This window comes from Stenotrophomonas sp. Sm2128, from assembly GCF_030985535.1.
GTDB classification, from domain to species: domain Bacteria; phylum Pseudomonadota; class Gammaproteobacteria; order Xanthomonadales; family Xanthomonadaceae; genus Stenotrophomonas; species Stenotrophomonas maltophilia.
Genome location: NZ_JAPTFQ010000018.1, coordinates 36,689 through 49,422, shown reverse-complemented (window position 1 = coordinate 49,422; position 12,734 = coordinate 36,689). Strand labels below are relative to the sequence as shown.

Sequence of the window (12,734 nt, the reverse complement as noted above, 5' to 3'; positions counted from 1 at the left end):
CAGCGGCACCGACCGGTGGCGTGCATGCGGTGCCCTGCATGCGGGGCATCGCGATGCAGGGCGTCATCCAACATCCAGTCGCAGGTTGCTTACGCCGCCTGCGCAGGCACGATGGGCATGCGCGCGCCCTGCTCCACCTTGAACACCGCCACCGACGTGGTCAGCGCATGCGCCTGTTCTTCCAGCGCGCGGCTGGCGGCAGTGGCTTCTTCCACCAGCGCAGCGTTCTGCTGGGTCACCTGGTCCATCTGCACCACCACCTGGTTGACCTGCTCGATACCGGCGGCCTGTTCCTTGCTGGCCGCTGCGATGTCGCTCATCAGCTGCGTGGTGCGCGAGCTGGCCTGGGCCACGCGGGCGATCGCGGCTTCCGATTCAACGGTCACCGCCAGGCCGCTCTTCACCTTGGCAGCGGCGTCTTCGATCAGCTCCTTGATCTCCTTGGCGGCGACACCGGCACGCTGTGCGAGCGTGCGTACCTCGCTGGCGACCACGGCAAAACCACGGCCCTGCTCACCTGCACGCGCGGCTTCAACCGCAGCATTCAGCGCCAGGATGTTGGTCTGGAACGCGATGCCGTCGATCACGGTGGAGATTTCCGAGATGCGTGCCGAGGACTGATCGATCTCACCCATCACCGACGCCATCTGCGCCATCGCCTGCTCGGTTTCGCGTACGGCGGCACCGGCGGCGTGCGCTTCACTGTCGGCCTGACGAGCGAGCTCGGCATTCTGGCGCACAGTCGAGGTCAGTTCCTCCATCGATGCGGCGGCTTCTTCCAGGTTGGCGGCCTGCTGCTCGGTGCGGCGCGACAGGTCGTTGTTGCCGGCGGCCAGTTCCTGCGCCGCGTTGTTGATGCTGTCGGCGGCCACCTGGATGCCACGTACGATGCCGGTCAGCTGCGCGGTGGTGGTGTTGGCGTCGTCACGCATGCGGGCGAATACACCGTCGTACTCGCCGTCCATGCGTGCAGTCAGGTCGCCGTGCGAGATCGCACGCAGCACATCGGAGACATCAGCGATGCTGGCCTGCGAACTGGCCATCATGCCGTTGAGGTGCTCGACCATCGCCTTGAACTGGAACTGGAACGCAGCAGCATCGCCACGCATGCTGAAATCACCGGCGCGCGCGGCCCGGGCCAGTGCATCGATCTGCGCGTTGATCGCCATCAGGCTCTGCTTCACTGCGGCCAGAGTGCGGGTCAGCGTCCCCTTCTCGCCCGGGTAGTCCGGCAGGTCGCGGCTGAGGTCACCGATGGCGTAACGCTGCATCACTTCGGCCATCAGCAGTTCCACCTGCACGTGTGATTCGACCAGGCTGTTGGTGGCCTGCACCATGCGGCTGAAATCACCGGGGAAGGCGCTGGCGTCCATGCGGTAGCGGATCGCACCCGCCTCGTGCTGTTCGGCCATCTGCAGCTGCGCGCCGATCGCCGCCTGCACACTCTGGCGCACGCTGGCCATCGCCTCGCCCAGCTGGGTCAGTTCGTCACGGCCGCCGAGGCGGAACTCCTGATCCAGCTGGCCCTTGGACAGGCGCTCGGCCAGGTTCACCGCGCGGGCCAGCGGGCCGGTCAGGCTGCGCCCGATCATCACCGAGGCGGCGATGCCCACCAGCAGCGCGACGCCGCCCAGCACCAGCAACTGCAGCAGGCTGCGCTCGCCCAGGCGGATCGCCTCGGCGGCCGCCTCACGGCTTTCCTTCTCTTCGAAGTCCACGCCATCGGACAGCGCCTTGTTCCAGCCGTTGGCGGCTTCCTGCACCGGGCCCAGGGTCAGCGCCACGGCGCCCGGGTAGTCGCCCTGCTCCATCAGTTCGCTGGTCTGCTTGTTGAGCGGACGCGCGATGGCACGCTTGGCGGCGATGGTTTCGGCAATGGCCTTGCCCTCGGCGTCGCTGGGCAGCGCCTGGTAGGCGGTCCAACTGGCCTCATAGCGCTTGACCAGATCGGCGATGCGCTGCTCATCATGGCCACGGTCATCGCCCTGGCGGATCAGCATCTCGCGGCGAACGACCATCATCTGGTTGTTGGCATCGAGCATCTGCGAGAGCAGGCGCACCTTGGCCACGCTGACATCGACCACCTGCTGCATCGCGCGCTTCTGCACGACACTGGCGGTGGCGCCGGTGGCCACCACGGCCGCAACCAACAGCAGCAACAGGCCAAAGCCCAGCCCAAGACGCCAGGCAACCCTGACATTCCTCAAGTAGTTCATCGGTACATCCAAAACGGGGGGATGTGGCGTTATCGGCGGCCCGCCAGGCAATCTTGATCGCCAACCGCCAATGGCGTGGGGCACCATTCACCTTGGTGAGCCCTTGGCCGGCGGCACCCGCGCAGGGACGGTGGCGCAACGACCCGACTGCTCATGCAGACGTCAGATCTCTTTCACGGCGGCTCGGCGCGGCCTGCAGGCAAGGTGGTGGCGTCATCTGCTGGAGTTCCCAATGCCATTACCCGTGTACCGATCCACCCTGCTCGCTCTCTCGCTGCTGGCATCGCCGGCGTTCGCGCAGGCACCGCCGCCTGGACTGCCCGCCCCCATTGCCGAGAAGGCCGGACCGGACACCGCAGCACGTTCCGCCCTGCATGCCCAGGTGCTGCTGGATCGCGCGAATTTCTCGCCCGGCCAGATCGACGGTGAAGTGGGCAGCAACCAGCGGCGCGCGGTGTCGGGTTTCCAGGCGGCGCACGGTCTGACCGTCACCGGTGAACTGGACGACGCGACCTGGCAGGCCCTGCAGGCTGATACGGTCCCCCCCCTGGCCAGCTACACGCTGACCAGCGAGGATGTCGCCGGGCCGTTCCAGGCGGTGCCGAAGGGCCCCGCCGCACAGGCCAAACTGAAATCGCTGGGCTTCAACAACGTCGAAGAGTCGCTAGGCGAACGCTTCCACGCATCCCCTGAGCTGTTGAAGCTGCTCAATCCGGGCGTGGATCTGAGCAAGGCGGGCAACCGCATCCAGGTGCCCAATATCGCACCATCGCCGCTACCGAAGGCGGCCAAGGTGGTCGTCGACAAGTCCGATTCCAGCCTGCAGTTGCTGGATGCGCAGGGCAAGGTGATCGCTCAGGTGCCGGTTTCCTCCGGCAGCCAGCATGATCCGCTGCCGATCGGCGAATGGAAGATCCTGGGCGTGTATCGCGACCCGCCGTTCCACTACAACCCCAAGCTGTTCTGGGATGCGCGCAAGGGCGAAAAGAAGGCGACACTGCCGCCGGGCCCGAACAATCCAGTCGGCCGGGTCTGGATTGATCTGTCCAAGCCACACTACGGCCTGCATGGCACGCCCGAGCCCGGCCATGTCGGCAAGACCGAGTCACATGGTTGCGTGCGCATGACCAACTGGGATGCGCTGCGCGTGGCCGATGCGGTGGATACCTCCGTCCCCGTGGTGATGCAGGAGTGAGCCGATGCGCCTTTCGCAGCTGATCGTGCTGGGTGTTCTGCTGGGACTGGGGGCCGGCTGGTGGCTGCGCCGCGATGCAGGCGAGCCAGTGGCCGCCTCGCTGCCGGAAGCACAACCGGCAGCAGCTGTGGCGCCGGCCAAGGGATCCGTAGCGCCGCTCGACACGGCCCCTGCCCCCGCCGCCACCGCACCGTCAGCCGCGCGGGCTGCGGATGCGCCGTCCGGTCTGCTGCTGCCGGTACAGGGCGTCCTGGCCTCCCAGCTGCGCGACACGTTCACCGATGCGCGCAGCGAAGGCCGCGTGCACGATGCCATCGACATCATGGCCGATGCCGGTACGCCGGTGCTGGCAGTGGCCGATGGCACGGTGGAAAAACTGTTCGACAGCGAGCGCGGTGGCCTGACGATCTACCAGTTCGAGCCCAGCGGACGCTGGTGCTACTACTACGCGCACCTGCAGCGCTATGCCGATGGCCTGACCGAAAAGCAGGTGATCAGGCGCGGGGAGGTGATCGGTTACGTGGGCAGTACCGGCAACGCCAGCCCTGAGGCCCCGCACCTGCATTTCGAGGTGCACGTGCTGGGACCGGAGAAGCAGTGGTGGAAGGGGGAATCGATCAATCCGTACCCACTGCTGAATCCGCCTGCTTCGAAGCCCGGTGCTGCCAGCGCCGCAAGGTGAACGTGAACACCGCCAAGGCAGCCCCTGGAATCAACAGGAGCAGTGCCGCCACTTTCCAGAAGAAGAACGGCCACAACCAGACATAATCCAGGTCAGTCAGCTTCAACAGGTCCAGTGGCGGCTGCAGCTCGACGGTGGCCGCGCGATCGGCCAGCGCCGGGTCCACCTCCAGCACGGTTACCCGCACCCATGAGCGGCCGCGTGGCAATGCGTCGCCACGGCCATAGCCGAAGTAGGACGCCATGAGGCCGCTGGACTCAACCGAAGCCAGCGCACGATTGATGCCCTGCCCGGCCACTCCCGAACGCTCCCCTGCGCGGAAGTCTCCATGATCGGTCGGAGTTTCGATGCGCAGCAGCACCTCGGGGTCAGCCTCCGTACCGTCCGCGGCATAGCGCAGGCGCAGCCGCAGTTGATCATCGATGAGGCGGTAGACGGTGATCTGGGCGGTTGCGCCAGGGCTCAGCACCAACGGCACCGTCTGCGTGCGCGAAGCCAGGGTATTGGCGGCCGCGCCCAGCACCAGTACCAGGCAGGCGATGCCCCACAGGCCCCACAACACCCACAGGGTGATCCGCACGACCGTTTCGCCCTTCACGCTGACATCCTGGTCATCGCTTTGCTTCCTCGCCGACCCCGCTGACACAGTAACGAAAAAGCCCCGCTTGCGCGGGGCTTTTCCTGTCACCTACGCCGGGCAGCGCCCGGCGTTACCTCAGGCAAACGGATCCTGCAGGACCATGGTGTGGTCGCGGTCCGGGCCGGTGGAGACGATGCTGATCGGGCAGCCGGCCAGCTCTTCCAGCGAACGCAGGTAGGCGCGCGCAGCCGGCGGCAGGTCGTCCCAGTTGGTGATGCCGTGGGTGTTCTCGCTCCAGCCCGGGAACTCCAGGTACACCGGCGTGCACTCTTCCCAGCCCTGCGCGTCCAGCGGCGCGTACTCGGTGCGCTTGCCGTTGTATTCGTAGGCGATGCAGACCTTCAGCTTTTCCATGCCGTCCAGCACGTCCAGCTTGGTGATGCACAGGCCGCTGATGCCGTTGATGGCCACGGCACGCTTCAGCGCGACGATGTCCATCCAGCCGCAACGACGCGGACGGCCGGTCGACGCACCGTACTCGGCGCCGCGGTCACGGATGCCCTGGCCGACTTCGTCGTCCAGCTCGGTCGGGAACGGGCCACCGCCGACGCGGGTGGCGTAGGCCTTGGCGATGCCCAGCACGTAGTCGATCGAATCGGCGCCGACGCCGGAACCGGCCAGCGCGCCACCGACGGTGGTGTTGGAGCTGGTGACGTACGGGTAGGTGCCGTGGTCGATGTCCAGCAGCGCGCCCTGCGCGCCTTCGAACAGCACGCGCTTACCCTGCTTGCGCAGGTCGTGCAGGATGCCGGCCACGTCGGACTTCATCGGCTGCACGTATTCGCCGAAGGCCAGCGCTTCGTCGAAGGTCTTCTGGAAGTCGACCGCATCGGTGTTCAGATACTTGGTCAGCACGAAGTTGTGGTAATCCAGCGCGGTGCGCAGCAGTTCTTCCAGCTGCTTCGGGTAATGCAGGTCGGCGATGCGGATGCCGCGACGCGCCACCTTGTCTTCGTAGGCCGGGCCGATGCCACGGCCGGTGGTGCCGATCGCCTTGCCACCGGCAGCGCGCTCGCGCGCCTGGTCCAGGGCGATGTGGTACGGCATGATCAGCGGCGCGGCCGGGGAGATCTTCAGGCGCGACCGCACTTCCACGCCGGACGCTTCCAGCTCGGCGATTTCCTTCTGCAGCGCGGCCGGCGAGATCACCACGCCGTTGCCGATCAGGCACAGCGCGTCGTCACGCAGGATGCCCGACGGGATCAGGTGCAGGACGGTCTTCTTGCCGTTGATGACCAGGGTGTGGCCGGCGTTGTGGCCGCCCTGGAAGCGCACGACGGCGCCGATTTCCTCAGTGAGCAGATCGACGATCTTGCCCTTGCCTTCATCGCCCCACTGGGCACCCAACACTACGACAGACTGACCCATGACGGGCTCCTCGATTTGTTGCGGCCATCGGGGCCGCGGACGGGTAAACCGTGGCGGGGCTGGCCAGCACCTGCAAGGCGGCTCCAAACGGGGAGCGGCCGGCGATGGAAGGCCCAGACACGGAAAAAGCCGAACGGGGAGGCCCGTCCGGCTTTTGTGCATTATCCGGGTTTCCGGGGTCGGGTGCCACCTTTCCGACGGGCAGCTTTACCGGCCGGTCAGCCGCCCCGCCCGGTAGTGCCGGCCGCTGGCCGGCAACGCCAACCAAGGTTGGCATCCACCAGAGCCGGGCCACGCAGGTGAACGCAGGCGGGCGCAGGCGGGGGCAGGCGGGCGCAGGCGGGCGCAGGCGGGCGCGCCGGCCGCTGGCCGGCAATGCCAACCAAGGTTGGCATCTACCAGAGCCGGGCCATGCATGTGAACGCAGGCGGTAGTGCCGGCCAGCAGCACCAGCCCACCGAAGCTGCGCAGGGCCGGGCTGGGCAGGTCCAGCAGACGTTCGGCCATGCGCTTCCAGGCGAACGGTGCGACGAACAGGAACAGGCCTTCCAGCACCGCGACCAGGCAGACAGCGGCAAACAGATCTTTCATGGGGGACTCCGGAAAAAGCACGGGGCCCGGCATATGGCCGGGCCCCGTGGGGTACTGCCCTGCGACCTCAGCGGTCGTTCTTCAGGTACTGCAGGAACGGGTCGTTCTTGTCCAGCACGATCACGCCGTTGCCGTCGGTCATGGAGCCACGGTAGGCCTCCAGGCTGCGGTAGAACGCATAGAACGACGGATCGGCCGAGCCGGCCTTGCCGTAGATGCGGGCCGCCTCGGCATCGCCTTCACCGCGCAGGCGCTGGGCATCACGCTCGGCCTCGGCGATCAGCACAGTGCTGTCACGGTCGGCCTGGGCGCGGATGGTCAGCGACTGCTCCTCGCCCTCCGCGCGCAGCTTTGCGGCTTCCTGCTTGCGCTGGGCACGCATGCGCTCGTACACATCGTTGATCACCTGGCTGTCGGTCGGCAGGTCCACCTGCTTGATGCGCAGGTCGATCATCTGCATGCCAAGGCCGGCCACCGCTTCGTTGATCCCCTTCAGCTGCTCGGCGATCAGCTCGCTGCGGTCGCCGGAGACCAGCTGCTGCAGGGTGCGCGAGTTGATCTGGTTGCGCAGCGAGTCGGTGATGATCGGTGCCAGGCGGGCGTTGGCGATGCGCGGATCGCCGCCGGTGGCACGGAAGTAGTCACCCACGTTGGAGATGTAGCCGATGGCGAAGAAGTCGACGCTGACGTCCTTCTGCTCGGCGGTGAAGTAGCGCGCCGGCGCGGTGTCGAGCACCTGGAAGCGGCGGTCGAAGACCTTCACCGTTTCCACCACCGGCACCTTGAAGTGCAGGCCCGGCTTGATGTCCGAACGCACCACCTTGCCCAGGTTCAGCACCATGGCGGTCTGGTCCTCACGGACCACGTACACCGAGCCGAGCAGGCCCAGCACCACCGCCACGATCACGGCGATCCAGATAGGACTCTTCATCGGCTGCCCTCCTCACGGCCGCTCGGTCGCCCGGTCGGGCGGCCCACCGGCCGGCCCGGATCACGGGAAGCTTCCGTCGCTGCACCCGGCAGCGACGGCATCACCACGTCCGGGTTGGCCACTGCGGCCGGAGCCGACGTGCTCGGACGGGTATCGCCGGTCATCGGCACGTAGATCAGCTGGCGGCCATCGCCACCGATCACCTTGCGGTTCTCGCTCAGTACCTGCTGCACGGTCTCCAGCCACAGGCGCTTGCGGGTCACTTCCGGGGCGTCCTTGTACTGGGCCTGCAACAGGCTGAAGCGCTGCGCGTCACCCTCGGCCTTGGACACCACGGCCTGCTTGTAGCCTTCGGCAGTGGTACGGGCGCGCGAGGCCTGGCCCCGGGCTTCCGGCACGACCTTGGCGGCGTAGGCCTGGGCTTCGTTGATCAGGCGTTCCTTGACCTGCTGGGCACCGTTGACCTCGTCGAAAGCCGGCTTCACTTCTTCCGGCGGACGGGCATCCTGCAGGGTCAGGCCGGTCACGGTCAGGCCGGTCTTGAACGCCTTCAGCAGCGCCTGCAGGCGCTCCTCGGCGGCCACGGCCAGCGGGCCACGGTTGTTCAGCACGGCGTTGAGATCGGCGCGGCCGACTTCCTCGCGTACGGCGCTCTGCGCCGACTGCTCCAGCACCTGGTTGGCATCGACGGTGCCGAACAGGTACTGCTGCGGGTCGTCGATGCGGTACTGGACGTTCAGCGAGACGTTGACGATATTCTCGTCGCGGGTCAGCACCGGCACCTGGATCGAGAACGTCTTGATCTCGGTGGCGTTGACCTTGGTGACCGATTCGATCGGCCACGGCAGCTTGAAGTTCGGGCCGGGCTGCAGGATGCGCGAGAACTGGCCGAAGCGCAGCACCACGCCACGCTGCTGTTCGCCGATCAGCTGGAAGCTGGAGAACAGCACCAGCAGCACCACGGCTGCCACCACCCAACGCACGATGCCGCCGTCGAACAGGTCCTTCAGCGGCCCGGGCAAACCGCCCCAGCCACCACCATTGCCACCGCCGCGTGACCCGAACGGCCCGCGTCGATTGTCCTCGGGGCCTTGTCCGCCCTTGTTGCCGCCGGGTGTATTCCAGGCCATGCACGCTCCATCAAGATTTGGGCTGCGGCGCGGGCCCTTCCCGCACCGCCAGCCGTGAAACCATCACCGATCATACAAGATGGGGCGGATCGGCAGGATCGAAAGGGGGGCAACGGGGTAAGGTGGCGTTTTCCTCGAAGTCAGGCAACGCCGATGGCCCCCACCACCCCGTTCACCGCCTTCCGCATCGAAAACGACGACGCCGGCTACCGCAGCGGCCTGGTCCGGCTCGGGGTCGACGACCTCAACCCCGGCCAGGTGCTGATCCGCGCCCACTGGTCCTCGGTCAACTACAAGGACGCGCTGGCCGGTACTGGAAAAGGGAAGATCCTGCGCCGCTTCCCGCTGGTGGGCGGCATCGATGTGGCCGGCACCGTGGTCGCCAGCACCGACCCGGACTGGCGTGAAGGCGACGCGGTGCTGGCCACCGGCTGCGGCCTCAGCGAGACCCGCGACGGCGGCTACAGCCAGTACGTGCGGCTGGAATCGCGCGCGGTGATCGCCCAGCCGGCCGGGCTGACCCCACGCGAGGCGATGGTGCTGGGCACCGCCGGCTTCACTGCGGCGCTGGCCCTGCTGCGCATGCAGGACAACCGCCAGACCCCGGAACTCGGCCCGCTGGCGGTCACCGGTGCCAGCGGCGGTGTCGGTGCGCTGGCGCTGTCCATCTTCAGCCGTGCCGGCTACAGCGTGCACGCGGTCAGCGGCAAGCCGGACCAGGCAGGATTCCTGCGCAGCATCGGCGCCACCGAGGTACTGCCGCGCGACGCGCTGGCCGACACCGGCGCGCTGCAGTCGGCCCGCTTCGGGGGTGGCCTCGATAATGCCGGAGGCGACATGCTGGCCAGCCTGCTGGCGCAGACCGTGCCCTACGGCAGCGTGGTCAGTGCCGGCCTAGCAGCCAGTCCGACGCTGGACATGACGGTGATGCCGTTCATCCTGCGCGGTGTCTCGCTGCTGGGCGTGTCCTCGGCCAATGCGCCACGCGGACTGCGTGAGGAAGTGTGGTCGCGGCTGGGGAGTGACTGGAAGCCGCAGCACCTGGACCGCATCTGCACCGCCGAAGTCGGCCTCGATGGCCTTCCTGCCGTGTTCGAACGGATGCTGGCGGGCGGTTCGCTGGGTCGCACCGTGGTGCGGATCGACTGAACGTCGCAGGCAGGCGACGGACGGCAGACGTGGCCCTCCCGCCGGTAATGGGCCCGCACTACACTGCGGGCATTACATGGGGAACAACATGGCACGCATTCTGATCGTCGACGACTCACCGTCGCAGCTGTTGGGGATACAGCGCATCGTCGAGAAGCTCGGGCACCAGATCCTGACCGCCACCGATGGCGCCGCCGGGGTCGAAACCGCCAAGGCCGAGCTGCCCGACCTGGTCCTGATGGACGTGGTGATGCCCAACCTCAACGGCTTCCAGGCCACCCGTACCCTCGCCCGCGACGAGGCGACCCGGCATATCCCGGTGATCCTGGTGACCACCAAGGACCAGGACACCGACCGCATGTGGGGCATGCGCCAGGGCGCCAAGGCCTACATCACCAAGCCGTTCTCGGAGGACGAGCTGTCCGAGGTGCTGGAGCGCGTGTTCGCGGGCCAGGGCTGAGACGCGCGCGGTAGTGCCGGCCGCTGGCCGGCAACCACGCATCACCGTCCAGGGCAATGAAGTTGCCGGCCAGCGGCCGGCACTACCTTCAAATGGTCTCGCCGAACGCCTTGGCCAGATTGCGGTACGCCTTCTTCTGCGCCTCATCGGTCGCAGCCGGGGCCACGATCTCGATCTCGACGATCTGGTCGCCATCCGGGTTGCCCGGCAGGCCGCGCCCGCGCAGGCGCAGCTTGCGACCGGCATCGGAATCGGCCGGAATCTTCAGTTCCACCGCGCCGCCCAGGGTCGGCACGCTGATGCTGGTGCCCAGCGCGGCCTGCCACGGCGTGAGCGGCAGCGTATAGAGGATGTTGCGGCCATCGACCTCGAACTGCGGGTGGGCGGCGTATTCCACTTCCAGCAGCAGGTTGCCGCCATGGTTGCCCTGCCCTGCCAGGCGGATCACCTGGCCCGGGCGGATGCCCTTGGGCACGCGCACGTCCAGCTGCTTGCCGTTGACGGTGATGCGCAGGCTGTCGCCGCTGTAGGCCGCTTCCAGTGGCACCGACAACTTGGCGCGGGTATCGCGGTTGGGCGCATGGCCCTGGCTGCTGAAGCCCGGACCGGCCCCCGCGCCCGCTCCACCGCGCTGGCGCGCGAACAGGCTTTCGAAGAAGTCGCTGAAGCCGCCGTTGGGGCCGCCGCCACCGAACACTTCCTCGAAATTGAAACCACCGGCGCCGCCGTAGTTCGGCGGCACGTTGAACTCCTCGCCCGGGCGATAGCCCTGCGCGCGCAGCTGGTCGTAGGCCGCGCGCTTTTCCGGATCACGCAGCGCCTCGTAGGCCTCGTTGACCGCCTTGAACTTGTCTTCGGCCCCAGCCTCCTTGCTGACGTCCGGGTGGTACTTGCGTGCCAGCCGGCGGTAGGCGGTCTTGATCTCCGCCTCGCCCGCGCTCGGTTCCACCCCCAGGGTGGCGTAGTAATCCTTGAATTCCATCCAGCTACCTCGATTCGCTTCGGCCGCGCCGGTGGCGCCGCCCCGGGTTCATTCTACGCGCCTGCGAGGCTACGCCGCCCCTCGTGCGGCCCCGGTGAGGCCGACTGATCCTGCGCAATGCGGCTGCCATCCCCGTGCGCCACGCTGTGGCTGGAAGCCCCTGCCACAACGCCGGAAGATGGGGCCTGCACACCGGGTTTCCAATGTCTTGACGCCCCTGTCCCATCCGGCCCACTAGCCTCCCCCAGCAAGGAGTTCCCATGACCATCCATGTCGGCGACCGCATTCCGGAAGTGACCCTCAAGCGCATCCGCGAGGGCATTGAAACGCTTGATACGCATTCGTTGTTCGATGCGCGCAAGGTGGTGCTGTTCGCCGTGCCCGGCGCGTTCACCCCGACGTGCTCGGCACGTCACCTTCCCGGCTACGTCGAAAAGTTCGAGGCCTTCCGCCAGCGCGGCATCGACGTCTACTGCATGGCCGTCAACGACCCGTTCGTGATGAAGGCCTGGGCCGCCGACCAGAGCGTGCCCGACGGCCTTCTGATGCTGTCCGACGGCAATGCCGAGCTGACCCGCGCCCTGGGTCTGGAGCTTGATGCGAGCGCGTCGGGCATGGGAATCCGCTCGCGTCGTTTTGCCCTGTACGTCGACGACGGCGTAGTTCGAGAGGCCTGGGTTGAACAGCCCGGCCAGTTCGAAGTGTCTTCGGCCGAGTACGTGCTGGAGCATCTCCCCACCTGATTCCCCACCGCAGAAGGAAACGGCCAGCCATGTCCAGCAAGCCAGCCAAAGCCAGCAAGCCCGCCGCGAACGTTCCTGGCATCAGCGATCGCGCAACCCTGCGCGAGCGCGCCCGGCGCAACCTCGAAGACGGGGCGATCACAGACAGCTACAGCGCTGACCGCGAGGTGGTGATCAAGCTGCTCAACGACGCACTGGCCACCGAGTACGTCTGCGTTCTGCGCTACTACCGGCACTACTTCATGGCCAAGGGCATGCTGGCCGACGCGGTCAAGGCTGAGTTCCTCGAGCATGCACAGCAGGAGCAGGCGCATGCCGGCAAGCTGGCCGAGCGCATCGTCCAGCTGGGCGGCGAGCCCGACCTCAATCCGGATACGCTGACCGCGCGTTCGCACGCCGAATACAAGGAAGGCAGCGACCTGCGCGAGATGGTGCGCGAGAACCTGGTGGCCGAGCGCATCGCCATCGACAGCTATCGCGAGATGATCAACTTCATCGGTGACCGCGATACCACCACCAAGCGCATCCTTGAAGAGATCCTGGCGCAGGAAGAAGAGCACGCCGACGAGTTCGCCGACCTGCTGGATGGGTGGATCGGGGAATAGCGGCCCCGCATACGCCTTGGCAGTTGCCCACCCTGGTGGGCG

Annotated in this window: 12 protein-coding genes and 1 pseudogene; 6 read left to right on the top strand and 7 right to left on the bottom strand. The window is 67.2% G+C overall.

Annotated elements, in window-relative coordinates:
* Nucleotides 1–89: 89 nt before the first annotated feature.
* Nucleotides 90–2,216, bottom strand: coding sequence for a methyl-accepting chemotaxis protein (locus O0K41_RS07580; protein ID WP_308304478.1), 2,127 nt, complete (start codon nt 2,214–2,216; stop codon nt 90–92).
* 232 nt (nt 2,217–2,448) lie between these two features.
* On the opposite strand from O0K41_RS07580, the gene O0K41_RS07575 reads away from it, so the two are divergent.
* Both O0K41_RS07575 and O0K41_RS07570 read left to right on the top strand, forming a co-directional pair.
* Entirely contained in the window at nt 2,449–3,411 is a 963-nt protein-coding gene (locus tag O0K41_RS07575) for a L,D-transpeptidase family protein (RefSeq protein ID WP_088436301.1), read from the top strand.
* Nucleotides 3,412–3,415: 4 nt separating this feature from the next.
* On the top strand, nt 3,416–4,093 hold the full coding sequence (locus O0K41_RS07570; RefSeq protein WP_088436302.1) for a M23 family metallopeptidase: 678 nt from the start codon (nt 3,416–3,418) through the stop codon (nt 4,091–4,093).
* Here O0K41_RS07570 and O0K41_RS07565 read toward each other — a convergent pair.
* The 5 genes and pseudogenes from O0K41_RS07565 to hflK form a co-directional block, all read right to left on the bottom strand.
* Nucleotides 4,029–4,691 (bottom strand): hypothetical protein, encoded by a 663-nt coding sequence (locus O0K41_RS07565; protein WP_049404549.1) that lies wholly within the window; start codon nt 4,689–4,691, stop codon nt 4,029–4,031. The two genes, O0K41_RS07570 and O0K41_RS07565, sit on opposite strands and share 65 nt — an antisense overlap.
* Before the next feature lie 117 nt (nt 4,692–4,808).
* Nucleotides 4,809–6,101, bottom strand: a complete 1,293-nt coding sequence (locus tag O0K41_RS07560; protein WP_005410639.1) for an adenylosuccinate synthase — start codon at nt 6,099–6,101, stop codon at nt 4,809–4,811.
* A 435-nt stretch (nt 6,102–6,536) separates the two neighbouring features.
* A pseudogene (locus tag O0K41_RS07555) lies at nt 6,537–6,692 on the bottom strand (DUF2065 family protein); the annotation flags it as partial.
* Between the two features lie 67 nt (nt 6,693–6,759).
* Nucleotides 6,760–7,623, bottom strand: coding sequence for a protease modulator HflC (locus tag O0K41_RS07550; protein ID WP_005414169.1), 864 nt, complete (start codon nt 7,621–7,623; stop codon nt 6,760–6,762).
* Nucleotides 7,620–8,753 carry an FtsH protease activity modulator HflK gene (hflK, locus tag O0K41_RS07545; protein ID WP_005414168.1) on the bottom strand — a complete coding sequence of 378 codons (1,134 nt, stop codon included), beginning with the start codon at nt 8,751–8,753 and terminating at the stop codon, nt 7,620–7,622. The genes O0K41_RS07550 and hflK overlap by 4 nt, the downstream gene beginning before the upstream one ends.
* A 153-nt stretch (nt 8,754–8,906) precedes the next feature.
* Between hflK and O0K41_RS07540 the strand changes: the two genes are divergently transcribed.
* Nucleotides 8,907–9,902, top strand: coding sequence for a YhdH/YhfP family quinone oxidoreductase (locus O0K41_RS07540; RefSeq protein ID WP_005410643.1), 996 nt, complete (start codon nt 8,907–8,909; stop codon nt 9,900–9,902).
* Nucleotides 9,903–9,990: 88 nt separating this feature from the next.
* Nucleotides 9,991–10,362, top strand: coding sequence for a twitching motility response regulator PilH (pilH, locus tag O0K41_RS07535; protein ID WP_005410644.1), 372 nt, complete (start codon nt 9,991–9,993; stop codon nt 10,360–10,362).
* Between the two features lie 88 nt (nt 10,363–10,450).
* On the opposite strand, the gene O0K41_RS07530 is transcribed toward pilH, so the two are convergent.
* Nucleotides 10,451–11,344: a DnaJ C-terminal domain-containing protein gene (locus O0K41_RS07530; RefSeq protein ID WP_005410645.1), complete on the bottom strand. Its 894-nt coding sequence runs from the start codon at nt 11,342–11,344 to the stop codon at nt 10,451–10,453.
* 260 nt (nt 11,345–11,604) lie between these two features.
* Here O0K41_RS07530 and O0K41_RS07525 point away from each other — a divergent pair, with 260 nt between their 5' ends.
* Together O0K41_RS07525 and O0K41_RS07520 are read left to right on the top strand one after the other, a co-directional pair.
* The gene (locus O0K41_RS07525) at nt 11,605–12,087 is read left to right on the top strand and encodes a peroxiredoxin (RefSeq protein ID WP_005410646.1); all 483 of its coding nucleotides are present in this window, start codon (nt 11,605–11,607) and stop codon (nt 12,085–12,087) included.
* 29 nt (nt 12,088–12,116) lie between these two features.
* A complete protein-coding gene (locus tag O0K41_RS07520; protein ID WP_164222986.1) occupies nt 12,117–12,692 on the top strand; it encodes a ferritin-like domain-containing protein in 576 nt (191 codons plus the stop codon).
* Nucleotides 12,693–12,734 lie beyond the last annotated feature (42 nt).